General features: G+C 42.2%; 23 protein-coding genes. 9 read left to right on the plus strand and 14 right to left on the minus strand.

Going from position 1 to position 26,907, the window contains the following annotated elements; all coding sequences use genetic code 11:
- Positions 1 to 49: 49 nt before the first annotated feature.
- Positions 50 to 406 carry a hypothetical protein gene (locus OCU38_RS16520; protein ID WP_023403540.1) on the minus strand — a complete coding sequence of 119 codons (357 nt, stop codon included), beginning with the start codon at positions 404 to 406 and terminating at the stop codon, positions 50 to 52.
- A gap of 547 nt (positions 407 to 953) precedes the next feature.
- Between OCU38_RS16520 and OCU38_RS16525 the strand changes: the two genes are divergently transcribed.
- The 3 genes from OCU38_RS16525 to OCU38_RS16535 all read left to right on the plus strand — a co-directional run bounded on the left by OCU38_RS16525 (position 954) and on the right by OCU38_RS16535 (position 3,979).
- Entirely contained in the window at positions 954 to 2,186 is a 1,233-nt protein-coding gene (locus tag OCU38_RS16525; RefSeq protein ID WP_261824557.1) for an L-lactate MFS transporter, read from the plus strand.
- A gap of 314 nt (positions 2,187 to 2,500) precedes the next feature.
- Positions 2,501 to 2,737: a hypothetical protein gene (locus OCU38_RS16530; RefSeq protein ID WP_261824558.1), complete on the plus strand. Its 237-nt coding sequence runs from the start codon at positions 2,501 to 2,503 to the stop codon at positions 2,735 to 2,737.
- 126 nt (positions 2,738 to 2,863) lie between these two features.
- Entirely contained in the window at positions 2,864 to 3,979 is a 1,116-nt protein-coding gene (locus OCU38_RS16535; protein WP_261824559.1) for an ISAs1 family transposase, read from the plus strand.
- Between the two features lie 135 nt (positions 3,980 to 4,114).
- Here the strand turns inward: OCU38_RS16535 and OCU38_RS16540 are convergent, their stop codons facing one another.
- Positions 4,115 to 4,594: a zinc ribbon domain-containing protein gene (locus tag OCU38_RS16540; protein ID WP_261824560.1), complete on the minus strand. Its 480-nt coding sequence runs from the start codon at positions 4,592 to 4,594 to the stop codon at positions 4,115 to 4,117.
- A 312-nt stretch (positions 4,595 to 4,906) separates the two neighbouring features.
- Here OCU38_RS16540 and OCU38_RS16545 point away from each other — a divergent pair, with 312 nt between their 5' ends.
- Positions 4,907 to 6,271, plus strand: coding sequence for a hypothetical protein (locus OCU38_RS16545; RefSeq protein WP_261824561.1), 1,365 nt, complete (start codon positions 4,907 to 4,909; stop codon positions 6,269 to 6,271).
- A gap of 305 nt (positions 6,272 to 6,576) precedes the next feature.
- On the opposite strand, the gene dbpA is transcribed toward OCU38_RS16545, so the two are convergent.
- Complete coding sequence (gene dbpA / locus OCU38_RS16550; protein ID WP_261824562.1) at positions 6,577 to 7,956, minus strand: ATP-dependent RNA helicase DbpA; 1,380 nt, start codon at positions 7,954 to 7,956, stop codon at positions 6,577 to 6,579.
- 694 nt (positions 7,957 to 8,650) lie between these two features.
- Between dbpA and OCU38_RS16555 the strand changes: the two genes are divergently transcribed.
- Entirely contained in the window at positions 8,651 to 9,574 is a 924-nt protein-coding gene (locus tag OCU38_RS16555) for a porin (RefSeq protein WP_261824563.1), read from the plus strand.
- 192 nt (positions 9,575 to 9,766) lie between these two features.
- Positions 9,767 to 10,387 carry a glutaredoxin domain-containing protein gene (locus OCU38_RS16560; protein WP_261824564.1) on the plus strand — a complete coding sequence of 207 codons (621 nt, stop codon included), beginning with the start codon at positions 9,767 to 9,769 and terminating at the stop codon, positions 10,385 to 10,387.
- Positions 10,388 to 10,474: 87 nt separating this feature from the next.
- Here the strand turns inward: OCU38_RS16560 and OCU38_RS16565 are convergent, their stop codons facing one another.
- From OCU38_RS16565 to OCU38_RS16575, 3 genes are all read right to left on the minus strand, one after another.
- On the minus strand, positions 10,475 to 10,822 hold the full coding sequence (locus tag OCU38_RS16565) for a hypothetical protein (protein ID WP_261824565.1): 348 nt from the start codon (positions 10,820 to 10,822) through the stop codon (positions 10,475 to 10,477).
- 14 nt (positions 10,823 to 10,836) lie between these two features.
- A complete protein-coding gene (locus tag OCU38_RS16570) occupies positions 10,837 to 12,156 on the minus strand; it encodes a peptidoglycan DD-metalloendopeptidase family protein (RefSeq protein ID WP_390625277.1) in 1,320 nt (439 codons plus the stop codon).
- A 224-nt stretch (positions 12,157 to 12,380) separates the two neighbouring features.
- Positions 12,381 to 13,004, minus strand: coding sequence for a hypothetical protein (locus tag OCU38_RS16575; protein ID WP_261824566.1), 624 nt, complete (start codon positions 13,002 to 13,004; stop codon positions 12,381 to 12,383).
- Positions 13,005 to 13,491: 487 nt separating this feature from the next.
- On the opposite strand from OCU38_RS16575, the gene OCU38_RS16580 reads away from it, so the two are divergent.
- Positions 13,492 to 13,734, plus strand: coding sequence for a hypothetical protein (locus OCU38_RS16580; protein ID WP_261824567.1), 243 nt, complete (start codon positions 13,492 to 13,494; stop codon positions 13,732 to 13,734).
- A gap of 658 nt (positions 13,735 to 14,392) precedes the next feature.
- Positions 14,393 to 16,630, plus strand: coding sequence for a hypothetical protein (locus OCU38_RS16585; RefSeq protein WP_261824568.1), 2,238 nt, complete (start codon positions 14,393 to 14,395; stop codon positions 16,628 to 16,630).
- A 413-nt stretch (positions 16,631 to 17,043) separates the two neighbouring features.
- Here the strand turns inward: OCU38_RS16585 and malG are convergent, their stop codons facing one another.
- From malG to malE, 3 genes are all read right to left on the minus strand, one after another.
- On the minus strand, positions 17,044 to 17,934 hold the full coding sequence (malG, locus tag OCU38_RS16590; protein WP_261824569.1) for a maltose ABC transporter permease MalG: 891 nt from the start codon (positions 17,932 to 17,934) through the stop codon (positions 17,044 to 17,046).
- A 12-nt stretch (positions 17,935 to 17,946) separates the two neighbouring features.
- Positions 17,947 to 19,524, minus strand: coding sequence for a maltose ABC transporter permease MalF (gene malF, locus OCU38_RS16595; protein ID WP_261824570.1), 1,578 nt, complete (start codon positions 19,522 to 19,524; stop codon positions 17,947 to 17,949).
- 67 nt (positions 19,525 to 19,591) lie between these two features.
- Entirely contained in the window at positions 19,592 to 20,770 is a 1,179-nt protein-coding gene (gene malE, locus OCU38_RS16600; protein WP_261824571.1) for a maltose/maltodextrin ABC transporter substrate-binding protein MalE, read from the minus strand.
- A 708-nt stretch (positions 20,771 to 21,478) separates the two neighbouring features.
- Between malE and malK the strand changes: the two genes are divergently transcribed.
- A complete protein-coding gene (malK, locus tag OCU38_RS16605; protein ID WP_261824572.1) occupies positions 21,479 to 22,603 on the plus strand; it encodes a maltose/maltodextrin ABC transporter ATP-binding protein MalK in 1,125 nt (374 codons plus the stop codon).
- Positions 22,604 to 22,732: 129 nt separating this feature from the next.
- Here malK and OCU38_RS16610 read toward each other — a convergent pair whose 3' ends face one another.
- From OCU38_RS16610 to OCU38_RS16630, 5 genes are all read right to left on the minus strand, one after another.
- Positions 22,733 to 22,933, minus strand: a complete 201-nt coding sequence (locus OCU38_RS16610) for a hypothetical protein (RefSeq protein ID WP_023403519.1) — start codon at positions 22,931 to 22,933, stop codon at positions 22,733 to 22,735.
- 285 nt (positions 22,934 to 23,218) lie between these two features.
- Positions 23,219 to 23,968: a phosphate ABC transporter ATP-binding protein PstB gene (gene pstB, locus OCU38_RS16615; RefSeq protein ID WP_261824573.1), complete on the minus strand. Its 750-nt coding sequence runs from the start codon at positions 23,966 to 23,968 to the stop codon at positions 23,219 to 23,221.
- A gap of 41 nt (positions 23,969 to 24,009) precedes the next feature.
- A complete protein-coding gene (pstA, locus tag OCU38_RS16620) occupies positions 24,010 to 24,873 on the minus strand; it encodes a phosphate ABC transporter permease PstA (protein WP_261824574.1) in 864 nt (287 codons plus the stop codon).
- A 5-nt stretch (positions 24,874 to 24,878) separates the two neighbouring features.
- On the minus strand, positions 24,879 to 25,790 hold the full coding sequence (gene pstC / locus OCU38_RS16625) for a phosphate ABC transporter permease subunit PstC (RefSeq protein WP_261824575.1): 912 nt from the start codon (positions 25,788 to 25,790) through the stop codon (positions 24,879 to 24,881).
- Positions 25,791 to 25,892: 102 nt separating this feature from the next.
- Entirely contained in the window at positions 25,893 to 26,714 is an 822-nt protein-coding gene (locus OCU38_RS16630; protein WP_261824576.1) for a phosphate ABC transporter substrate-binding protein, read from the minus strand.
- Positions 26,715 to 26,907: the final 193 nt, after the last annotated feature.

Raw genomic sequence — 26,907 nt, forward strand, 5'->3', positions numbered from 1 at the left:
TTAAAAAATGGTGGCTTATATTGTCACTGTGTCTGCAATTAAGACGTTGTTATTGTTGTCCTAGACCCAACTTACGGTTGGTACTTTTATCCTTAAAATAGAAGTAGACGTAGGTTGTTGCAATTGCAAAAAACAAATATGACAATGAGAAGATCAGCGGAGAAGTAATAAGGCCAGCTTTAACCCCCATAATGGTAGACACCACCGTTATGGTCAGTTTGCATAACATCCCCATCAACAACAAAAATACCGCCAGTTGTGGCCAGCGCGATGAACGAAATGCCAACCAAAAACAGACGCCCACTGCTAAAGACGCAGTGCTCAATCCATATAAAAATGATGTTAAGTGTTCAGCAGAAGCGGCACCCGCCGAAACAGAAATAAAGAGTAGTAAAAATATTTTCATTTAGACCTCACTAAAGCTGCGCAAAGTGACCTTTCATAATTGGAATCTAAGTTTTCATCGCATTTTGACGCAAATACGTACGATTGCAATCGTTAATTTCGATTCAAAACTCATACAACTCGTTGAAAACTACGTTATTTTTACAACTTATTAACATGGTAACATTGTTGTAAATCAAGAAATCATTGTTTTTACTTAAAACACCTGAAAACCCTATATAAATCACATCGATTGTTAACAAATGGTTGCAAAAAACTATTTTTTATAAATGTTTCCTACCTCACATTTGGGGTGAAACTCAAGTCTGCAAGTAAACGATTGCTTGATAAAACGTAAGCAAATCTTTCAGAATTCACGTGAATCACAACCGCAACAAACACAACGGAAAATTATTTTCCATTTTTGGTAAAAAGGGATTTAAATCAAAAATAACTTGTGTACAATTCGCGCAACTTATACTTAGAAATGTTGATGAAACTAAAATATTTTTGAACATTTCGAGTCGCTAACCTAACTTACCTAGCCCTAATGGCACTGAGAAAAAACGATGAAAAAGATCGATAAAGCGATGCGTATCCTCCTAGCAGGATTCTGTATCAACCTTTGTTTAGGCATCCTTTATGCTTGGAGTATTTTCAACAAAGCTCTAGTTACCGATCACGGTTGGAACGCAGCAGATGCATCACAACCTTATGCCATTGCTACGATAACTTTCTCTATCGCTCTTTTAGTTGCAGGTATTTTGCAAGATAAAATGGGCCCAAGAACGATTCTAATGCTTGGCGCAACGCTTACTGGTTTAGGTATGATGGCTTCAAGCTTTGCTACTACCCCAGCAATGCTAAGCATGACCTTTGGTGTGGTTGCAGGTGCAGGCATCGGCTTTGGTTATGCGTGTCTTTCGCCAGCTGCAATGAAGTGGTTCCACTCATCGAAAAAAGGCTTAGTGAATGGCTTAATTGCGGCAGGGTTTGGTCTTGCTGCGGTTTATCTTGCGCCTCTTACATCGGCTCTTATTACCAATTACGGCATCGACCAGAGCTTTCTAATTTTAGGTATTGCAGTACTTGTTATCGCGGTACCTCTCGCGGCGACTATTACCAACCCACCTGCGGACTATGTGCCACAAGCGCCTAAAGTAAAAGCGGGTAAAGCCCCTATCGCAGTTAAGCAGAATAGTGATATTTCATGGAAAGTGATGCTGAAAACGCCGCAGTTTTACTCACTGTGGATCATGTACGCATTTGCTTCTGCAACTGGCCTTATGATCATTGGTAATATCACCACTATCGCTAGCGTGCAAGCTAACCTGCCTAATGCGGTTTACCTAGCCTCTATCTTGGCTATCTTTAACTCTGGCGGTCGTATTGGCGCGGGCATTTTATCTGACAAGATTGGCGGTCTACGCACTCTATTTATCGCTTTTGCACTGCAAGGCATCAACATGGCTTTGTTTGCGACCTTCAAATCAGAAGCGGCTCTTATTTTAGGCACCGCAATTGCGGCAGTTGGCTACGGTACACTGCTTGCGGTATTCCCATCGATTACGGCGGAATATTATGGTCTGAAAAACTACGGTACTAACTATGGCGTATTGTACACAGCATGGGGTATTGGCGGTGCGATTGGCGCGGCGGTTGTCGGCTTCTCTATGACTCATGGCGAAGGTTACACTATTGCTTACACCATCTCTGCGGTAATGATGGCAATCTGTGTGGCGCTGTCTCTGGTTACTCGCCCTATTTCTGAAGAGAAATCTTTGCAACTTGCTACGGCTTAAGCCCACGCCTGCATTGCACATTTGAATTGATAGGCTCGCTTTGGCGGGCCTATTTTATTTTAGGCGTTTATATTCCCCTTAAATAACCGACAATCAGTACTCACTTCTCTGTTAAACCTTCCCTGCCTCAATTAATTTTCAGCAACGCAAAGATTGATACTCTTCACAAACAAACGGTGCATTTGGTTGCGTACATTGATCACGATCAAACATACGTTCATTAAACGTAAGTATGTGATTTCAATCTATAAAAAACTTCTAAATATGCGCCATAGTAAACACAGTAAATCGTTGCAATTCTTCAAGGAGTGAAGATGGAAGTTATTATTTATAATTGCAATAAGGGCGATGAGATAGAAAGATTTCAATTATCTCCCTATAAAATGGAAATGTTTTTGGAGCAAATGCATTGCGAAAGTCAGTGTGATATTTGCGACAACGGTGTATTGATTGAGCTTTATTATGCCGGCCGATTAACTGTAGCCAAAAGAACTCGCTTTACTGATTCGTTAAAGCGTACCCTTGAAGCCAGTAAAGAAGCTTTTGCTTAATATTGGTATAAATAGATAGAAGGGGTTTAACTCAGGGTGAGATCGTGAACGATTTTTAGCCACTCAGAACGATCGATTTGACGATCACATTTAGCTGTGATCATATACTCTCTTTTTTGGGAGATAGTGATGCACGACGCCTTTACAAAGCACTTCAGCACGTTGAAAGACCCAAGGCAATCAGCAAAGGTGAGTTACCCACTTTTTGATGTCCTATTCTTAACTGTTTGCGCCGTTATCACTGGTGCAGAAGGCTGGGAAGATATAGAGGACTTTGGTCGTGCTCATCTCGGATGGTTACAAGATAAAGGGCTATTTAAAGAAGGTTTGCCTGTGCATGATACGATAGCTCGTGTGATTTCACGCCTCGATGCTAAGCAGTTTCAAGAGTGCTTCACGCGCTGGGTTAACAGTCTTTGTGAAGCGACTGAAGGTCGGTTTATAGCCATTGATGGTAAAGCTCTAAGAAGCTCATATGACCGAAGCTCAAGGCAATCAACTATACATATGGTGAGTGCGTTTTGTGCTCAGAATAAACTGGTACTCGGTCAGGTAAAAACCGACGTAAAGTCAAATGAAATCACGGCGATACCAGAGCTACTTAAGCTATTAGATATAAAGGGTTGCCTCATTTCCATAGATGCAATTGCCTGCCAGAAGAGTATCGCAGAAGCGATAGTTAAAGACGGCGGTGACTATTTGCTCGCTGTAAAAGGCAATCAAGAAAAGCTTTTTGAGGCCGTAAAGTCAGAGCTAAAGAGCGCTGATGGTGAGGTGGTCAAGTCCAAAACCGAGACGAAACATGGTCGGGTAGAGGTGCGAGAATATCGAGTTTTACCTGCGCCAAAATCCAAGCCATTTTGTGATTGGCCTAGCATCAACTGCATCGGTGAAGCTATGAGTTTTAGGTACGATAAGTCGGGCAAGAAATGTTCTTTGGAGTACAGATACTACATCAGTTCTAGAGCATTGAGTGCGCAGGATTTTGCGATTGGTGTTAGAGAGCATTGGGGAATAGAAAATAGTCTTCACTGGGTACTAGACACAGCATTTAGTGAGGATGCTTGTCAGATCTACCGTGACAATGCTGCCGAAGTACTTGCTGCTATTCGCCATATGGCAATTAATATGCTGCGGAATGAGACCACAAGAAAAGCGAGTATTCGAAGAAAGACTAAAATGGCTGCGATGGAAATCGAGTATCTGGAACAAATTTTAGTTGGTAATTTGAGCACTGATTAAAAGTCGAACACTCATGCTCTCACCCTGGGGTTTAACTCCCTTCTATGATGTTTGGTGATTATTTAAAGTCGAATTTAACGTATATTAGTTAAGAATTTATCCTTACTGCCAATACCGCATCATCACCCTTTAACTTCAAGATTCAGAATATATTTGGATAGCTTCAATAGCATTATCAGCAAAGACAACACCTCTTTCTTTAAAGCCTTTCGCTTTCGCTCTGTCTATATTATCCGGCGTACCTGCTTTACTCACATCAAAGGCTATAATATCTTCACCGTTCACCATGATTTGATACTGATATCCTGATTCTTCTTGATGACCAGAGTCGCTATCTGCGTTCATCGAATTAAGTTTTGAACCACAATGCTTACACAACAGTGCTTCGGCTTTCACAAGTTCGGCGCACATCGGACACTTGCGCAAATCACCACTGCCAATCGCTTTTTCTTCAACTTTACTTTGAATAGGAGAAGCAATCAAAGCACCAATAAAACCAATAATTGGCGATAGCAACACCGCCAACAAAAAGAAACCAAACCCCGAACGCCCTTTACTAGACGCATACACACCACAAAAAATAGAAAGAACAAACCATCCAATAACCGTAAACACAGTACAACTCTCATAAATAGTTAATTGAAATCCAATTCTATCAAAACAAGCGGGGTCAGGTCTTGAAATTTGCAGGTGCCGTTGGTTCTATCTTTTTGTACTTAGCACTTCCCGTTGCACTTTATTGTGACGATCATCAAATATGAGAACATAGCTTCAACGCCTCCCATGCTCTTGGTTTCATTTATAATTCAGCGCATATTACCAGCCTAAATTATTCCTTTCCGTAGATGGGTATTCTCACAACGGATTAAAGATCACTGGGGTATATGAAGTGCTACTTAGGCTAAATTCACTATTTATGGAGTGTTCATGAATCTATTCAAGACAACGGCTATTGTATCAAGTCTATTAATGTTGAGTGCGTGTAATAGCAATAATGATATTAACGCTGATAAACTTGTTCCTAAATTATCGGCTAATGAGAAAAGCCAATTAAATAATTATATCGATACACAAAATGGTTTTGAGTTTAGTCATAACTCCCCTTTATATAATGCATTGGATAGCCTGTACGCTCTTTCAACACAAAGCAAAATCACACTACAAGACATTAACCCTGGTAGCACTCAAGGTCTTACCATGACCCTTAAGCCTGGTGCATTTGCCAAGCTACCGGAAAAAGGTAGCCAAACCAGTCTTACTTTTGATGCATCACGCGCCGTGACCTTATCGGCAACAGGTGCAGCTACTATGCACCAAGAAGAATGGCACTGCTACGGTTCAACACCTATGACTGTTGACGTTGATCGCCAAGGTATGACAATTAACGGCACATTGACTGAGTACCAATATCAATCGGGCTGTAAAGCTAGTAACACAAAGATCATCTCTTATAATTTTAAAAACGCACATCTAAATCCTAGCTTTGTCTTCGATTCTGGAAGTGTTGAAGATCTGCTTAGCCAAAAAACACTTGCTGGAAATCAGCTGTTGCTAACAAGTATAGAAAGTGGCGTTGAGCACGCCTTTGGTAAAGCATGGCTAGCACAATGGCAAGCAGGGGCGAAAAGTGCTGGAAATGACTTTTTGAAACTAGACGATGGACGTATCAAGTACCAACACATTCCTGCAAGTATGGTTGATTACAATACATTAGATAACTCAAAATTACTTGCCGGCACTGTGTTTGGTGGTCAACCGGGAAGTGGCATTGCCAGTGCTAAATGGTGTCGTATCGTGAACGTTCCACAAGGTTTAGATATAGATAGCCAGAAAGTTCAAACCATGATCGCTGTTAACTGTGCTCGTTCTGTTAAGCGATACTGTGAAGGTGAAGCAGCAGGAATGCAACCAGCAACTTCTCCTGTGGCATGGAGTGATGGTGTATACAACTTAGCAATGGTCAATACAAACGCTCAGAAAGAAAAATATGCTCAAGGTCATTTTATACTAAATAGTAAAGCACAAAATGTGTTTTCAGCAACTCCACAAAGCCCATTAGGTATTCCTTTTTCTGGTGCATTAAAAGCAGTCTACGGATACACTGATGTAAAAGACGCTAACCCAACTAGTCATACCTTTAACAACGCTGGTACAAATAGTTTCACAGGTCACCCAGGACATTGTCAAAATGAAATGGCTGATTGGGTCATGACCACTGGTCTATCATTTCAACAAGTAACCCAAAATGGCGTAACAGGCATTGACTTCTTAACCCAGAACTTTGCTAAATAACAAGAAAAGCTAAACACCTATTATTAAGCCCCAATTAGTTGATCACTGTTGGGGCTTTATTAATTTGAACCTTAATAGATAGATGCCCTTCTTCATCACTACACCTTGCCGTAAATCAACATGATATTTAATTCATGGCCTTCAATTAACAGTGATGCAAATTTCAAGACCTGACCCCGCTTTTCTCAAATCTGTGTCAAAATAAACGCCTGATGACAACATCAGACGTTCTATTTTGGTATTCAATCTTTGATCTAAACACCATCAACAAACAGCGGTGCAAATTTCAAGACCTGACCCCGCAATTAGGACAGGATTCTGGCGCGGAATTTGCGGCCTTTCATTTTGCCGTTTTCTAGTTTTTTGTGGGCGATTTTTGCGACGGATTTGTCTACTGCTACGTAGGCGCGCATGTCGAATAGGTTTATTTTGCCTACTTTTTTACCGTCAATGCCGTTACCGCCGGTTAATGCGCCTAGGATGTCGCCTGCTCTTACTTTTTGCTTTTTGCCACCTGAGATTTCAATGGTCACCATTGCTGGTTGTACTGATGAGGTGGTGCTGGTTGTTGGAAGTGACTCTGGCTTAATTTCGATGTCCATGTATTCATCGATGAGCGCTACGCGGTAGTGCTCTTTTTCGCTAAAGATGCTACATGCGACGCCTTTGCTACCTGCGCGGCCTGTACGGCCGATGCGGTGTACGTGTACTTCTGGATCGCGTGATAGCTGGTAGTTGATGACTGCATCTAGGTTTTCTACGTCTAATCCGCGAGCGGCAACGTCAGTAGCCACTAGGATAGAAACACTTTTGTTGGCAAATTGAACCAAAGTTTGATTGCGCTCTCTTTGTTCAAGATCGCCATGTAAATCAATTACGCTAAAGCCTTTGTAGTGCAACTCATCTGCGACTTCTTGTACTTCTCGCTTGGTGTTACAGAAAATAACCGCTGACTCTGGTTGGTAAGCAAGCAGAATAGTCTCTAGTGCTTGCAAGCGTTGATCGTTGTTGTCTACTTTATAAAAGTGTTGAGTAATGCTGCTTTTATCGTGGGTTGATTCCACTTTAACTAACTGTGGATCTTGCATGATACGCGAAGCGACTTGTTGAATTTTTTCAGGGAAAGTGGCACTAAATAGCAAGGTTTGGCGCTGTTTTGGCGCTTCTGCGATGATAGCGTCTAGAGCGTCTTGGAAACCCATGTCTAACATGCGATCAGCTTCGTCTAATACTAAGGTATTCAGCTCAGCTAGGTTGATGCGCCCTCTTTCTAGGTGATCCAAAATACGGCCCGGTGTCCCCACCAAAATATGAGCGCCGTGTTCAAGTGAGCCAATTTGCGGCCCCATAGGAACGCCACCACAAAGAGTCAACACTTTAATATTGTGGATGGTGCGCGCTAATCTACGGATCTCTTTCGCGACTTGGTCAGCCAGCTCGCGTGTTGGACACAATACTAAAGACTGAACACGGAATCGTTTCACATTGAGGTTAGTCAGTAAGCTCAAACCAAACGCCGCTGTTTTACCTGAACCTGTTTTACCCTGACCAATCACATCTTTACCGTTTAGCATTAGCGGCAAGCTTTGCGCTTGAATTGGGGTCATCTCGGAATACTCCATCGACGCCAAATTATCGAGCAAAGGCTGAGATAAAGGTAACTTAGAAAATTTATTGTCGCTCAAGGGAGATTCCTTTTGTAGATTAGGGGTTGGCAGGTCTTGCAAGGTTGATGACCCTAAAGGGTCGACACACTAATTGCAAGTGAAACTCGGTAACTGTGCCCAAGTTTAAAGGGTCTAGCGGTAAAGAGATACACAAGATTGCGGTTTTCTGATCTGCACAATCAACGGCGGTTGCTTATGACTATATGCAACCACTACAAATATGAGCTTCACCTAACAATAGAAAGCCATAGGTTCACAGTTGAATAAGCATATCTTTATTTCCATTTATCGCTTAAATATCAACCACACTAGAGCCGATCAAGATCACATTTTCTATTAATAATTAGAGCTAGCTCTCAATCTATTTTGGCAAAGACGAAATCTAGCTATTTTCTATTTTGCTTCGTCATAGCCCCTCTATTTCCCAGAAATACCCTTAACAATAAATACTACTTAATGACTAGTTTTCAATAGCTTACAAAGAGCCATTCACATTTAAAAACAATTTAAACCCGTTAAAATCCCTTATAAATCAAGTGGTTAATTATCATTCAATTCATCATTTCGTCATCAAAGCGTCACCGCTCATTCATATTTGAGTCATTAGACATTCATATTTCAAATCTAAATTAGCCACAAATCAAACGGGCTTGAGCTCGAATAAATAACTCCTGAGTAAGTACTCAAACTTTATAAAATAGGAAATTTCAAAATGAAAAAGGCAGCACTAACTACCGCAATTTTAGCTGTAATGGCTTCTGGTTCTGCAGCAGCAGCAACTGTATACAAAGATGATGCTTCTGAGCTAAAAATTGGCGGTCGTGCGGAAGCTCGTTTCAACATTTCTGACAACAACGAATCAGTAGATAACAGCACTTTCGAAGATAAGTCTCGTGCTCGTTTAAACATCGTTGGCAAAACTCAAATCAGCGAAGATTTTTACGGTTTTGGTAAGTATGAAGCTCAGTTTGATACTGATGCAGACATCACTAACCGTTACGTTTTCGCAGGTATCGGCACTAACATCGGCGAGTTCTCTTACGGTAAGCAAGACACAGCTCAAGTTATGCTAACTGACGTTACTGACGTAATGGCGACTTTCGGCGCAGACGCAGCTGACATCGTTTCTGGTAACAAAGACAAGCGTACTAACAACTTCCTATACGCTGGTGAGTTCGGTGGTTTTGACATCCAAGCTAACTACCTAGCAAACGACGAAAAAGACACTGACAGCTACGGCGCTGCAGCAATGTACTCTTTTGACTTCGGTCTAGCTCTTGGTCTTGGTTACGTTGCTCAAGCAAACGGCAACGATGACGACAGCCAAATCAACTTTGCAGCTGAGTACTCAATTGCAGATTTCACTCTAGGCGGTTTCTACGCACTAGGTTCTGTAGCTGACGAAGACGTAAACTCATTTGAAGTTTCTGCAGTTTACAAGCTAGACAAGTGGACATTCGCAGCAGTTTACAACTACCAAGACGTTGAAAGTGTTGACGACGCAACTGTTGATAACGCAGCTATCGAAGCAGTTTACAAGTTCAACGGCAACCTTCGCACTTACGCTGGCTACAAGTTTGAGCAAGTTGAAGGTGAAAACGACCAAATCCAAGCGGGTATCCGTTACGATTTCTAATATCGGTTAACGCCTAATCTTCTGATTAGACAAACTGAATATGCTATTGACCGAGCCATTGTGCTCGGTCTTTTTATTTGTTGCTACCCAGTCATTCATTTTGTTTTTTTACGCTAAATTACACAATGATTGAAAGGTTTTTTGATTAACTATGTTCTACTTTATTACTAGGTCTACAAAAGGAACGGTAGCATGAGCAAACCCATTAAAATCACACTGTATCGCTGGGGAGGCAGTTGGGGCCCATTTAAGGTCAATATCCCTTGCGGTGAATGTACTCTCACCAAAGACATTCTAAAAGACACCTTCGACAATGAACTTAAAGATGTGCCGATTGAGCTTGAAGTCAAAGACTGGCTATCGTATTGGTGGGAGCCATTAAAAATGGGCGCATGGCATGCTCCAATTTTAGTGGTCGAAGGTAAGGTAATAAGTCAAGGTGAAGCACTAAACCGAGGCGTGCTAGTACAATCGGTGATTGCTCAGTGGACTAAACAAGACGAGCTTAAAGGCAACATCGTTTTTGGCAAAGCCACCTGCCCTTACTGCGTCAAAGCCAAAGATTTGTTAGACAAAGCAGGGATCTCCTACACCTACCTCGATGTAGTCAAAGACAGCGCAGCTCTGTATCGCATGATCCCCGAAGTAAAGGCACATATTGGACAAAAAACGCCGGTTACTGTTCCACAAATTTGGATGGATGGGCAATATATTGGGGGCGCTGATAATCTAGAGAAATGGCTACCCAGTGAAAGCAATACTGTACTGCCGGATAATGTGGTCGATATTCCCGCGCGAACAGGCAATGATTAACCCCTGCCACTCCTAAAACAAAAAAATCCGCCACTTCAACTTTCAAGAGGCGGATTTTTCACTATGACGGTTTAATATAGCGTCTGCTTATTTTCTTTTTGGCTGTTGGTAAGTTTTACCGGCCATTTTGTAGGTGTCACTTTGCTTTACGTCAAAGTAAGCATCAAAGAACCAAGCAACAAAACGAATCACATGCTCGTCTGTATTCATGATGTGTTCTACAAACTCTTGTAGATCATCACCTTCTTGCTGAGTCGTAACATGATAGACGCGTTGTTCACCTTCTACTTCAGCAACCGCAAATTGCCCTTTTAAAGATAAAGCCACTTCTGACACTTCTTCATGCTCGCATTCTTGCAGTAATTGCAAAGCCTGTGGAAGATCATCACATTGACTTGCCAGCAGCACCAGTTGGGTAAATTCGCTTTGGTTCATTTACTATACCTAAATTAAAGAGACTCTTGAGACTTATTATTCTGTGAATCATGCTGACTCGCAAGTAATACTTCCTCTTCTTTCATCATCTGAATCAAATTGTCACGACGAGCAGCAAACTTGGTCATCTCTTTTTTAGGCACAGATTCTGCCATTGGGATGTTTGCTGTCATTGGGTTGACCGGACGATTACGGATCAGTAGTTCATAGTGCAGGTGCGGGCCTGTGATGCGCCCTGTCGCGCCAGACAATGCGATGCGTTGACCACGTTTTACTTGCTGTCCTTTCTTCACCAAAATACGGCTCAGGTGCAAATATCGCGTTTTATAAATTGAGCCGTGCTCTAAAACAACATACTTACCCGCGTATGGATGGTTGCGAATCATGATCACTTTACCATCACCCGTTGCCAGTACCGGAGTGCCTACTGGCGCGCGGAAGTCTGTGCCATTATGCGGAGAAAGTCTTCCCGTTACAGGGTGGCGTCGTTTTGGATTAAACGGTGATGTTACATGGTGATTCGCTTCTGGGTAGCGCATAAAGGCACGTTGCAAACTTTCGCCATTTTCATCATAAAACTGACCATCTGTGTGTAAAAACGCACTGATGGTGCGACCACGATTGAAGATTTTAACCGCTTCAATTTCACGACTGCCCGTTTCTACACCATCCACAGACTGTATTTTATGAACGACAGAGAATTTATCTCCGGCACGTAGATCGCGAGTAAAGTTCAGCTTATCTTTCATCAATGTGGTAATAGTACGGATCTCATTGATGCTTAAACCTAAATTATGCGCGGACTTAGAAAAGCTGCCGTGTACCGAGCCTACCAGTGCGTTAGTATCCCATTGCCCTTTTACCGAAATATCTTTAAAAGCATAAGCGCCATTCTCAACGCGAGAATATTGCACCATATCTGCAGGGTTAAACTTCAACTGCATTTTTTCCAATACACCGGATTTTTCGTTTATCCAAAATAGCAGTCGGTTGCCTGGGCGTAAGGTATCTAAAGAAAGGTGATTGAGATCCTCTTCCATAATGCTCAATAAACTGGCGTAAGAGATGCCAAGCTTAGAAAAGATAACACTCAAGTTATCGCCATTTTTAATGGTATAGCTGTATGTAGGGATAGAAACTGACGCTTTATTATCAGATTTGCTGTCTACAGCGGGCGCGGCTGAGCTTTGTATATTAAGCGGTACAAACTTTCGCTCATCTTTATTGTGGGACAACACAAAAGTTGCGATTAACACTAAAGGTAAAACCAACAAACCCTTTTTAATTCTGGAGCGAGATTGTTGACTAAGTTGATTTAGCTTTAACACCGAAATACCTACTGAAATAAAATTGAACACGCTAAAACACTCGTTAGGCAACGAGAATAATTCGCCTATTCATTGTAAAAATTGAAGAGCTTAAAGTCGCTCGTATTCGTTATCTTGCTTCACTCTATGATGGTGAGTCGATTTAATAGCAATTGCATCAGGTAAATGCACCGAACTTTATTGCCATAATGCTCGGTAGTAATGTTTGAACCACTTTATAGAGAAAAAGTTCAATTCTTACGTTCAAAAAGTTGATTGCCAGAAAGCGTAAATCGTCTCGTGATCAATTCGTCAGGGGCTTCCGCCATTGATTGACTTAGAGTGTGTTGTTTGAAACTAAGCTCAAGCGTGTTGTTGTTATAAACCAATGATTCAATCTCTATGCGATCGCCCAAGAATAACTCTTGTGCTATAGAGTAATGACCATCATGTTTTTGGTTTACATCTAAGTAATAAAACGCCCCACTTCCTGAAGTTCTCACGACAGATGGGACTACCCAAAGTGGTGCTTGCGCTCTATTTTTTTTGATTTCACATAACCAGTGTGTATTAAGCAGTAACTTACTTTTTACTTGGTTATAGACATAATCAGATTCATACAAGTAAGGGTCATCGATACCTCGATGAAACTTAACGCTAGATTGAATAATAACATCAGTCAGCGTGCCGGGCTTTACGACCAAAGATTTGGGTAAATCAAATTGCGAATGATCACAACGGCTGTCTAATGACACTTCACTTGCTTTATACAGCCTAACTGTATGCTTTAAATCATGTTTGCTATAAGAACCTGCGCTTACGACTCCCGCCATTAATACAGAACCAACAAGCATGATTTTAAAAATTTTTAACATGTGACTTAACCAATTTGTATTCTAAGCCATATGCATCTAGACAAGGCTTTCGCTGCGCGTATTCTAACAAGCCACATCATTTTTTATAACAGAGTTTTGTCAAACTTTGATTGCATATAGCACAAACAGAAAAGCCTCGTTCTAGCCACTTCTTTAAGCGATTGATTAATCACCACATTGATTAAATTTATACCAACAAGGCGCAAGCTCACTTGCCTTTTGTTACAACTCGCGTCTGCTTATTTAACCTTCAAACCGAGGTGAAATTCGCTTCATATGAAAATATTCATATGAAAACATGAGAATGAAACCTAACTGTAATCATATTTTCATTTAACTCTGTTTAAATCTGCCATCAACATAGAAGTAAGGGCTAAGGTCAGGATTCTACTGCCTAGACGCTTAAAACACAAAGCCCTTGAATTGTAACAATCCCCGATCATCAATCACAGATCGCTTCTATAAAAGACATAAGCTAAGAGATAACATGCACGAGATAAAACTAGGAATTGATGTCATAAAGGATAAAAAAGCCGTCGAATATCAATGGGTAAGAACCATGTACGTTGAAGGATATTCGAACGAACGCATTGATCACTACATCAATGAATGCTTTGGGGGCGATCCTGTCTTCTCTCACTTATTTAGAAAAGTCGCTCTGCATCAAGAAAGCGTATATGTCCTAATGCAACATTTAGGACATGCCCCATCCAATATCGAAAATATTTAAGTCATTAAAAAAGGAAGCTCGGCATCTCAAGTCACTGTGGCTTCCTGCTTCTTTCACCTTACAAACGTACTCAAACGCCTTAATGTATAGTCACGCCAGACTTGTTGAGGCGTTTTTTATGGGACACATTATTGCTATGGCGTATTCTACAGCATAAAGCTCTAGCACATTATTGGACAAAAGCTTGTTACGAATTCGTGGTGATTGCGAGATCTTGGATAAGTTCTGCTAAGGTAATTTGTTCAAAACACCCACGGACTAGTGGTTTGTTTTACTCATCCACTACATATTGAAGTACTAAGTACTATAATTAAAGATAGTTAAGCATGCGTTGATAGACCTTGAACTAGGCCACTTACGAGCACTAAGTCCAACGATAATTTGAAACTCTCTTTCTTTCGGATATTTCGGGTAGTTTCATGGTATGCAGATTTGCTTAACATGTCTCGGCCAACTTTCATTAAGCTTCTTGAGTTAAGTAATATACCGCTTAGTCGTACTGGCAACCGTAGAAAGGAAGCTTTTGCGGATCTTGCTGAACTATCTGCGTTATGCCAAGAAACGGGAATGGGATATTAATGGCGTAATATAAATAAAGCCTAACTGTGTACTACTGCTGTTAAAAACAAATGCTGGGCCGAAATCGTGAGTAGAAAGAATGCGAAAATTAACCACAGGACAACATATCATACAAAGTATCGATAAATTCGGCCCAGATAGATTTGATTATTCGGAAACGAGTTACGTCACCGCAAAGAAGAATTGCACTTACTTCTGTCTTTGGCATAAAGAACCAATTAAAGTTGTCACCTTCCCTGATAATCATTTAAATATAAGATTTGGTGGGTGCACGGAATGTAGCAGACTTTCAAAGTTTCAGGGTACTGAGCAACATGAATACTCATTAGCTCTCTCTAATATCAAAAAGCACTTCGACCACTATAAGCACTTAATCTACCAAAAATCGTCTTCTAAGATATCTTTTACCTGCATAACGCATGGTGAACAGAGCGAGCCAGTTTTAGATTTTCATAAATATCAATGCAAGCAATGCAGAGTCGAAGAAAGAGAGCAGGAGTTTTGGGCTTCGCTCACACCAGAATTACATGAGTTATATATTTACCCCAAAAAACAACTTCTATCTCATCTCCCACTTTCAAGTAGATTCCAGTCTGTAAGTGCGATTTGCAGGAAGCATAAAGAGTGCTTCACACATGGACTCAATAGACATCTCCATGGCCAAAGTGGATGTCAGTCATGTATACAAGAGAAAAAATCTAAGACTCGTAAGAAAACTCACCTTGCAACGGTCGACAGTAAGATTGAGAGCTTCAAAGATAATGTCTCTGCATATGAAGCGCTCGATGAGTATTACACCTACCCCGACCTAGAAAAGGAAATCTCTGAACAAACAAAGAAAATCACTGTCGTTTGCAGAAAGCACCCAGATAAACCCTTTAAAGTAATCAAAGAGCAACACAAGTTCAGAGGTGAAAAACGAGGACACGGATGTCCTGAGTGTAAGCGTGAAAAGTTGAGGCAGGACTTTAGAACGCCCTTCGAGGACGTGAAAAAAAGATTTCAGGAGGTGGGTCTGGTAGTGCAAAGTAAAGAGGAAGAATATACAAATCAAGATTCCTTACTATCAAGCAACTGTCAGAACTGTGGATCAACTGAAGATGTAAGAGTATCTAATGTATTCCGGCCGGATACTAAGACCAAATGCCCGAACTGCGCAAGGTTTGCCCGTTTTGGAGTACAAGAAGATTTAGCTCGAAAAATACTAGAGAGCTATTTTAGTTCCAAATTTCCAGTTGATCACATAACAGACCATCCAGACTATAACCATTTAGAGCTAGATGGCCACTCACTACAACTAAATATGGCCTTTGAATATCAAGGACCAACTCACTATAAACCAATTCATGGCGATGAAGCCCTACGAAAACAACAAACCCGTGACCAAGATAAAGCTGCTCATTGTCATAAATTAGGCATTCAATTACTCGTCATTCGACACTTTGAAGTGCGGAATGGTGTCGTCAACGCCTCAGGAGCCATAGATAATATTAGGGAGGCTTTTGAAAATATAGGGCTCACTGTGGATGATAGCGTGCTGACAGAAGAATTGGTGTTAGAAACCTACGGCAAAGTCTGCTTAAACCCTAGACTCCTTGAGAAGCTTGATGAGTTTTGTTCTACATACAACTTAAAACTCCTCTCCGAAAGGATTTATCGAGGGGTCGATCATAAGCAAACATTCGAATGCAATAAGTGTGGTCATGTGTTTAAAAACTATTGCATTACGCAATTGAAAGGTCGAGGTGTCCTTTGCTCTTGCCGTAAAGTGAAACGGAAGAAGCGCCCATTGCCAGAATCGCTACAAAAAGAAAAGCTAAAACAGCTTTATGACCGGATCTTTGATAGAGGCATTTTTCTTCTCTCACAAGCATGGGTGGGCTCGAAGCCTAACAATCTATACAGTGGCCTTTGCTTGCACTGCGAGGAGTTAACCCACTTCAAATACAGTACCGCAGCGCACGCATCTAAGCCTCTATGTAAATGCCAACATAAATCAAAAGGCTACAAAAGAACAGAGAGTAAGCAGGCAGCAATAGTCTCAAAGATATCTTCCGAGATTGAACTGGAATCCAACGGCTTATTCCGATTAGAATCTAGCTCACCACCATCCACCGTGAAATCATCTCTAATTATCGAAGTTACCACGCAAAGTGTAGGATTTAACTACATAAAAGTGGGTAGCCACGATAATTGGCGCCGTAGGGGCACATATAGAAAAGTAGCCCACCAAATAAGAAATGGTGAATCACTTAATCCAAAAATCCAGATATCTACTGACCTTCACTCCCTTAGACTTAGTTGCGTTAGGCTTTAACACTTTTGGTGCAGGTGCTTGCCCTGCAATTGCTAGCTTAGACTCACCTGACTGACCCTGCTTCAGAGATGGTGTTTTAGTCAGATTATGACGATTCACTCCCAGAGTACTGAAAAGATCGAATGTAGCTTTAATTGTAAGGATTACTACAAGAAATTAAGAGCCCCTTACAACCGGTTAACTTTTGTTAGAAGTTGTATGGCTTTTTATCAGTGTGAAAAGTAGAGTTTTCTATTCGAAACTTGTTTTGGGGCATAAATGAGTTTACCAACACTCCCTGATTACAAATAAAAAATACAAACTTTAAACTTACGGCGCATAAAAAAGGAGCTCAATGAGCTCCTTCAGTATTCACACCACCAAAGCGCAATGCCTTGGCTGCCGCTTTCATTTATAACAAGCAATAAATCTACTTAACCTTTCACACCGCCTGATGTTAAACCGCCCACCAGCCAACGTTGTGCTAACAAGAACACAATTGTAATCGGTAGTGCTGACAATACCGCCGCTGCGGCAAAATCGCCCCATAGGTAGTTTTGCGGGTAAAGATACTGCTGCATGCCCACTGCTAGGGTGTATGAGTTCACATCTGACAGTAGCAAAGACGCCACTGGCACCTCACCCACAACGCCAATGAAAGATAAGATAAACACCACGGCTAAAATTGGTACCGACAATGGCAACAATACCAAACGGAATGCTTGCCAAGGGGTTGCGCCATCCAATGCTGCCGCCTCTTCCAACGAATTATCGATGGTTTCAAAGTAGCCTTTAATGGTCCAAACGTGCAGTGCTATACCGCCAAGATAAGAGAAGATAAGACCGCCATGGGTATTTAGCCCCAAAAATGGAATGTACTGACCTAATTTATCAAACAGCGCATAGATAGCCACCAGCGCCAATACCGCTGGGAACATTTGGAAAATCATCATCGCTTTTAAGATGGTGTTCTTGCCTTTAAAGCGCATGCGAGCAAACGCGTACGCTGAGGTTGTAGACAGCGCCACAATCAAAATAGAGGTAATGCCCGCCACTTTCACTGAGTTCCACAGCCATAACAGCACAGGGAATGGTGGTGGCGTTACGCTACCATCAGCATGGGTGACCGATAAGCCAAGGGCTAACTTCCAGTGCTCCAATGAAGGATTGTCAGGAATCAAGCTACCTGTGGCAAAGTTACCTTCTCGAAATGAAATGGCGATAACCATCAACAAAGGGAAGATAATCAAGGACAAGAAGATCCACAGAGCGATATGCGCTGCCCAAACACGGTATTTAAGGTTTTTTCCTTGTACCATAGCCATTGTTATTGCTCCTTAATCTTGAGATAGCTTAGTGAAACGAAGGTTCAGTAGTGCCATACCACCCACTAATAGGAAGATAAGCGTTGCGATAGCACTTGCTAGACCAAAGTCTTGACCACCACTGCCCTCAAAGGCGATGCGGTAGGTGTAGCTCACTAACAAGTCGGTGTAACCGGCAGGCTCTGAGGTACCTATCATGTTTGGACCGCCGTTGGTCAATAGCTGAATCATGACAAAGTTATTGAAGTTAAACGCAAAGCTGGCAATTAGTAGCGGCGTCATGGGTTTAATCATCAAAGGTACGGTAATGTGGAAAAAGTTCTTAAATGGCCCTGCACCATCAATTGCAGAAGCTTCATACAAATCATCAGGGATGGCTTTTAATAGCCCCATACACAAAATCATTATGTATGGGAAACCAAGCCAAGTGTTTACTATCAACACCATGGTTTTTGCTAAGAAGGGATCAGAGAACCAGTTTGGCGAAATGCCAAATAGTTGACTGAGCACTAAGTTAATTTCACCAAAACTTTGGTTAAACAAACCTTTGAATATCAAGATGGAAATAAAGGCTGGCACCGCATAAGGCAGGATGAGCAACACGCGGTAAATCGCACGTCCTTTCAGCTCTTCCCACTGCACTACGCTGGCTAACACTAAGCCAATCACCAGGGTAAAAATAATCGTTAATACTGAGAACAGCACCGTCCAGATGAATATCGAGATAAACGGCTCTTTGATGCCATCGTCTTTCCAAACTCGTTCAAAGTTGCCCGTGCCTATTCCGACAATAAAACCAGGTGAAACGGTCGCACCCACAAATTCGCCATCGGCATTTACGGGCTGATAGAAACCCACCTCCATATTCGGCATGAAGGTCTCGCCCGTTTCATTGTTTATCATGGTTTTGCCGTCGGCTTGCAGCGTAAACAGCGGCTCAACGCCAGCAAATTTACGCAGCCCACTCATACGAACGGCTTCACCACTTGGTTTGATCAGATCAATGTTACTCAATATAGGGCGAGCTTTAATAATGCTTTTAATCGGCTCTTTATCACCTTGAATTGAGTTTGCATCAATCGCAGTCAGTTGCAGCTCTTTACTGGTCACATCTTTAGTCAAGCTAAACTCTCTTGTGACTAAAGTATGCTCGCCGTCTTGCAAGGCAATAATATGCCCACCAGCGGTTTTGAGCAGTTGGAATGGATAACTGTCACCACTTTGGAAAGTGCGGTTAACCAGCACCGTTTGCGCTCGGTCAAAGGTCAGCTGGTTTTTGGCACTGTAGTTGGTGAATGCTAAGTTAACGGTATAGGCCAGCGGGAAAAGAATGAACAGAATCATTCCCGCAATACCCGGATAAATATAGCGATGTGCGTAGGTTTTCTTACTACCGAAGATATATAGCGCTAACGCCGTTAAAATCAGTGTGAGAATAGCAAAGGCTACTTCTCCACGAGAATACATCAACACGGTTGCATAACCGTTTACAATTCCGACTAAGCCAAGGGTTGCCCATTTCAATACGGATTTTGTATTTCCGGCAACGGAAGGAGTCTCAACAGAACCAGAAGATTGAACTGTCTGCATAAAAAGAACCTACTAGCGAATAATAAATAGAGAAAAGTAAGGAGGGGTTACCCCCTCCTTAAAGGGTTTACTTAAGCATTTGTTTTTTAGCGTCTTCTAGAGCAGCATCTACCGATTGACGACCATCGACTACATTGATGATGGCGTTTTTCGCAGAACTCCAGTAAGTGTTCATTTGCGGAATGTTCGGCATGATCTCACCGTGTTCTGCACTCGCCATTGTGGCGGCAATGCGCGGATCAGATGCCAATTCTTTTTGGAACGATTTTAGTGCAACCGCGCCCAGTGGCTTGTCGTTATTGACGTCACGTAAGCCTTCATTAGTCAGTAAGTAATTCTCTAGGAATTCAACTGCAAGATCTTTGTTTGGTGACGCAGTGCTAATACCAGCGGTTAGTACACCAACAAACGGTGAAGAAGCCTGACCTTTGAACGTAGGTAGCGTCGTTACGCCATAGTTCACTTTGTTGTCATAGCCACCCCATGCCCAAGGGCCATTGATGGTCAGTGCAACATCGCCTTTAGCAAAAGAAGAATCCGCAATAGAGTAATCCATATCTGCTGAGATCACTTTGCTGTCTACTAATGACTTAATGAAGTTCATTGCATCTTTAACGCCAGCATTATCAATGCCGACGTTTTTAACGTCATAACCTGCATCAGTGTGCTTGAACGCATAACCACCATCAGCAGCCATTAGTGGCCATGTGAAGTATGGTTCTTTTAGGTTCCACATGATCGCTTTTTTGCCATCTTTTGCTAATTTAGCATCCAGCGCGGCGACTTCTTCCCAAGTTTTAGGTGGGTTTGGCACAAGATCTTTGTTGTAGATAAGCGCTAGGGCTTCGATAGCCACTGGGTAGCCAATAGTTTTGCCTTGGAAGTTCACTGCGTCCCATGCAAAATCTACGATACCTTCTTTGATTTCTTTAGACGGTTTAATTTCAGCTAGCAAACCGGCTTCTGCGTAACCACCAAAGCGATCGTGTGCCCAAAAGATGATATCCGGGCCGTCACCTGTTGCGGCAACTTGAGGAAAGCGAGACTCTAAGCCATCAGGGTGCGCAACCGTCACTTTGATGCCTGTATCTTCTTCAAAGCGTTTACCGACTTCTGCCAGACCATTATAACCTTTATCGCCGTTGATCCAGATTGTCAGTTGACCTTCTTGAATTGCTGCGTGAGCACCAAAAGAACCAAGCGCAACAAGTGTTCCAAGTGCCACTGTACTTAGAGCTTTTTTCATGTGTGTAATCCTTTTTATTATATGTGTAGGGCTATCAAAGTTATTCCTGAAAGCCAAATTTCAGCATCTATCATCCGCTAGTCCCAATGAATCATCATCATCCCGACAACTACGCCCTATCTAAACGAGCCGAGTTTCGTGATCTGGCTCTCTCAGGTGAAGTGAAGCCGATCACAGAACAGTCAAAAATGTGATGCAAAACAATGGGAATACCCCAATAAAAGAGAGGTTGATCCGTTTATTCGCGGGCCTGTTCTTCCCCCCTCCTCCCTTACTACTCCCCCTACAAAAATACCGTTCAGGAGGATGTACTACACCAGCAAATTGCACAAACTAACAACATCCGAGATATGGATAGCAAGAACCCTTTTCTAACTTGTTTGTTGGGATAACATTTCAAACCTAGCTAGTAGTAACTTAATTGACGTGCGCAATGAACATCATTACGGGGAACGCGGCAACTAAGGTGCGGGGGATATTAGCTAGAATTGGGGATGGTCAGGTGATGTGACCAAAACAGGCTGAAGTTATTGACTCTTAGGGTGAGTCATTAATCTTCGCGTTTTGTGTTCATCACCTTTTTTCTTTCCTGTTCTCTAAAGAAGAGTTTGCACCATTACTTCTGAATTTCTATTTTAGTGCTCATGGCATAATCAATAACCATAACTGAGCGCTAATGGGTAAAATTAATATTGAGGATCCACTCAAATGACCAGTGTCACGCTAAAAAATGTATACAAATCCTATGGTGACGTAGAGATCTCTAAAAACGTCAATCTAGATATTCACGAAGGCGAGTTTGTTGTATTCGTGGGGCCATCTGGTTGTGGTAAATCGACTCTACTGCGTTGTATTGCAGGCTTAGAAGACATTACCTCTGGCGATTTATACATCGGCGAGCAACGAATGAACGATGTCGAGCCGTCAAAACGTGGCGTTGGTATGGTGTTCCAGTCTTACGCACTTTATCCGCATCTGAATTTATACGACAACATGTCTTTTGGTATGAAACTGGCAAAAGCGGATAAAGCCGAAACGGAAAAACGTGTTAAACACGCCGCTGATATTTTGCAACTGACGCATCTTTTAGACCGACAACCTAAAGCACTATCGGGCGGTCAACGCCAGCGCGTCGCCATTGGTCGTACTTTAGTCTCACAGCCGCAAGTTTTCTTACTGGATGAACCTCTATCTAACCTTGATGCGGCATTGCGTGTACAAATGCGCAGTGAAATCACTAAATTGCAACGTCAATTAGGCTGCACCATGATCTACGTAACCCACGATCAGGTCGAAGCTATGACCATGGCCGATAAAATCGTGGTGCTAGACGGCGGTTATGTGTCTCAAGTTGGCCGACCTCTGGATTTATACCACTACCCGCAAAATCGTTTTGTGGCTGGCTTTATCGGCTCACCTAAAATGAATTTTATTAGTGTGCACGCCATTGAAGCCTCGGCAACACAGGTCAAAGTCGAGCTTGAAAACAAAGTGGCGTTTAATATTCCCGTTGATGGCAGCACGGTAGTTGTGGGTGAGCGCATGTCGTTAGGCATTCGACCTGAGCACTTATTAATGTCGGACTCTTCAGAAGCGACGATTGAAGGCGAAGTCACCATAGTAGAAAAACTAGGGCAAGAAACCCAAGTGTACCTATCTGTTGAAAGCGCCGATACCGATATCAACTTTAGACAACCTGACACCTTAGAGGTTGAGCCAGGGGATCACTACGCGATCGGTATTGATCCTAAACGCTGTCACCTATTTCACGATGATGGACGCGCTTGTCGCCGTTTACATCAAGAAGTTGGCGCGAATATTCCTGACGCATAAGCAGGCAACGTCTATTCACTGAACCCCACTAAACCCCTTATTCCTATATCAAATAGGCGTAAGGGGTTTTTCCAAGGCATAAAAAAACCGAGCGCTAAACGCTCGGTTTTAATTATTATACTAGTTAACTTAATGAACCGGAGTCTCTGACTCTGAGTAAAACTTGCCAAAATACTGTTCTAGTATCTCTGGAGTTAACTCACCCGCTTCTTCAAGTTTTTTTAATTCTGCCGCTATTTTCTTTTGCTCTTCTATTGAAGGCAATTTCTCTTCTGGCTGATCTCCGGCTTGCTCGGCCATTGATGCTAGCTCTTTTTCTAAATCACTCACGACTAATACCTCATATCGAAACTAAATCGAGTGTACTTAGACCTGAATAGAAGGTCAATCTTATAGCTATCGTTCTCTAGGCGCTCTTTAGCTATCCTGCAAAAGAAGCATCATTAACAACGGCGTAATATCAGTCCACATAAGTATTTGATTACGAGTACTTATCCGGGTTGATATAACTGAAAATTTGCAATTGATGTAGAGTAAAAAAGGCCCCTCAATAATTGAGGGGCAAGAGTCCATCGCTTATTATTATAGTTAATTTTGCAAATTTAAACGGTGCTATTAACCAAAATCACCGTTTACGTAACCTTGAGTACGATCGTCTTGTGGGTTACTAAATATGACTTGTGTTTCATCATGTTCAACCAACTCACCCATCAAGAAGAAAGCAGTACGGTCTGAAATACGACGTGCTTGCTGCATTGAGTGAGTTACGATAACAATGGTGTAATCCTTTTTCAGATCTTCCATTAGTTCTTCGATTTTGTGTGTCGCAATTGGATCAAGTGCTGATGTTGGTTCATCCATCAAAATCACATCTGGTTCCATAGCGATAGTACGCGCAATACACAAACGTTGTTGCTGACCACCTGATAGACCAAACGCGTGTGATTTAAGACGATCTTTCACCTCATCCCACAACGCTGCACCGCGCAGTGATTTTTCAACCACTTTATCGATGTGCTTCTTGTCTTTGATGCCTTGAGCACGCAGACCGTAAGCCACGTTTTCATAGATGCTCATCGGGAATGGGTTTGGCTTTTGGAATACCATGCCCACTTTGATGCGCAGGTCAGCGACATCAATGTTGCCATAGATATCTTGACCGTCCATTTCCACAAGACCAGTAATTTTTACGCCTTCAATCAAATCGTTCATGCGGTTTAGACAACGTAGTAGCGTTGATTTACCACAACCCGATGGGCCGATAAGCGCCGTTACTTGGCGAAGAGGAATTGGTAAGTTGATGCTTTTTAGCGCTTTATTGTCGCCGTAGTAAAGATCTAGGTTTTCGATATTAAATTTGTTCATTTTCAGTATCTCTTAAATTCTTTGTGTCTATCTAACAACAATTAGTAAGTCGCTTTGTTGAAACGGCTAGCGATAAGTTTGGTTAACATATTAATCAGAAGTACCACCACAATCAGTACTGTTGCCGTACCGTAGGCTTGGTTCCACTCATCAATAGTAAATAGCTCTGTTGTTAACTTATATAGGTGAACGGTTAGCGTACGTCCTGAATCAAGAAGCGTATCAGGGATACGTGCCACCATACCTGCTGTCAAAAATACCGGAGCTGATTCACCAATTACACGACCAATACTCAAGATAACAGACGTCAAAATACCTGGCATTGCGCTTGGTAGGATTAAGCGCCAAATAGTGTAGATTTTTGACGAGCCTAAAGCATAAGAACCTTCACGGAAAGTTTGAGGAACCGCAATCAATGCTTCTTCCGTTGCACGGATAATCACTGGCAGAATCAAAATACTTAACGTTAGTGCACCCGATAGGATAGAGAAACCGAATCCCATAATGGTCACAAAGAAGGTCATACCAAATAGACCAAAGATAATTGACGGGATACCCGCCAGTGATTCAGTACAAAAACGAATCACTTTTACGAACTTACTACCCACTTGCGCATATTCAGTCAGGTAGATAGCTGTCATGATACCCAAAGGCGCTGCAACAGAAATCGAAGCAATAACCATATAAATCGTTGATACGATCATTGGGAAAATACCCTGAGAATCACCAGTACGACTGTAGTCGCCTGTCACGAAGTCCCAGTTTACGAATTGCAAACCATTCGACAAGATGTACCAGATAATCCAGAACAAAAAGCCCACGGTTAAGCCAGCTGAAAGCCATACAAATACGTTAAGCATGTTGTCTTTGCGCTGACGAGATTGTTTTAGTTTTACTGTATCCATTACTCTTATCTCGCTTTCTGACGGTTAAGATACAAAAGAGCACCGTTTAACATCATAATGAAGATCAACAGAACCACACCGGTCGCGTACAATGCATTTGCGTGAAGCCCGCTTGCGTACGACATTTCGATTGCGATGTTGGCGGTCAGTGTACGCGCCGCGTCCAATAGTCCTTCAGGCATTGCCGGTGCATTACCCATAACCATGATGATCGCCATTGTTTCGCCAAGAGCACGACCAATCCCCAAAATAACACCCGTCATAATGCCTGAACGAGCCGCAGGAACGAGGATCTTAAAGATGGTGTAAATCTTTGAAGCACCTAACGCTAAAGAACCTTCTTTATAAGCACGTGGCACAGCGCGAATAGAGGTTTCAGAAACGGTAATTACCGTAGGTAAAATCATTACGCCAAGTACGATGATACCGGCCAAGATAGTGTTACCCGCAGGTACGTCGAAGATTTGCTGGATAAGTGGAACGATAATCACCAGACCGAAGAAGCCGTACACTACCGATGGAATACCAGCCAATAGCTCGATTGCTGGGCGGATTATGTTACCCACGCGCTTAGGCGCAATTTCAGCAATAAAGATGGCGGTTAATACACCAACAGGGACACCAAATAATACCGCACCGAGTGTAGAGACCAGCGAGGCAACAATCATAGTTGCAACACCGTACAGTGCAGGTGGTAACCAGTTTTGTCCTAAGACGATTCCGCTAAAACCAGCGGCTTGGAATGCAGGGATACTTTCTTTAACGATGAAGTAAGCGATTATGGCTAGAGAAACAATACCGATTACAGCACTGGATAAGAACAATCCGTGAAAGATTCGTTCTCTCCAGTCAACGCCACGGTCTTCCCTTAATGAAGAGCCTGGAATAACCGAAGCTTGAACATTGTCATTTTTCATTGAAAAATTCACTATAAAATTGCGATGGGAAAATCAAATACGCAAACAAGGTGCGCGGAAAAAGCTCAGCCTTCACAGGCTGAGCAAAATAACTTTTTTCTATTACTTAGCAGCGATGTAACCTTTGCTTGCTACTAGTTTTTGTGCAGCTGCAGATTCCATCCACTCTAGGAATTTCTTAGTTTCAGCAGAAGTGTTAGCTTCTTTGTAAAGAACTAGGAAAGGACGAGCAACGTTGTAAGAACCGTTCTGAACGTTTGCTACAGAAGCAGCAGCGCCGTCGATTGCTACAGCGTGAACAGTGCTGTCTACAGTACCAAGAGAGATGTAACCGATAGCGTATGGGTTAGAAGCAACTTGAGTTTTAAGTGCGCCGTTACCGTTAGCTACTTGAGCACGTTGAGAGATAGCAGAAACTTTTACGTCGTTTACTTTCATTTTAAGACCCATGATGTCTTCGAAAGCGCCACGAGTACCAGAAGCTGTGTCACGTGTAATAGTTACGATTGGCTTGTCAGCACCGCCAACTTGTTTCCAGTTTGAGATTTCGCCTTTGTAGATAGATTGAACTTGTGCAGAAGTTAGACCTTCTACAGAGTTCGCAGGGTTAACAACAACTGCGATACCGTCAAGTGCGATAGTTAATTCCGTAAGAGCAGGCTCTTTCTCAGAATCTTTAAGATTACGAGAAGACATACCTAGGTTTGCTGTACCAGATTTAGCAGCACGAACACCTGCAGAAGAACCAGGGCCTTGAACTTCGATAAATACGTTGTTGTTCGACTTCATGTAAGTTTCAGAGAAAACTTCCATAAGAGGAGTAACGCTGCTTGAACCAACTGCTGAGATAGTCTCTTTAGCAACTGCAGGAGTCATTGTTAGTGCGCCTAGAAGTGCAACTGCACCGATTACTGTCTTTTTCATCTGTTTGTCCTTAATGGGAATAACGTTCACAACATTCACTATGCTGTGGGTTTGTTTAGTTGACGAGGGACACTTTAAGGGTGTTGTGTGACACTTATGTTTCAGAACTTTGAAGGCTAAATGACAATTTCCACAAAAACCAACCAGAATGAGCATGGGAATTATCAGGCGTATAAATAAGAGGGAGTGTTGA

Origin of the sequence: Vibrio neonatus (assembly GCF_024346975.1) — a bacterium.
GTDB classification, from domain to species: Bacteria; Pseudomonadota; Gammaproteobacteria; order Enterobacterales; family Vibrionaceae; genus Vibrio; species Vibrio neonatus.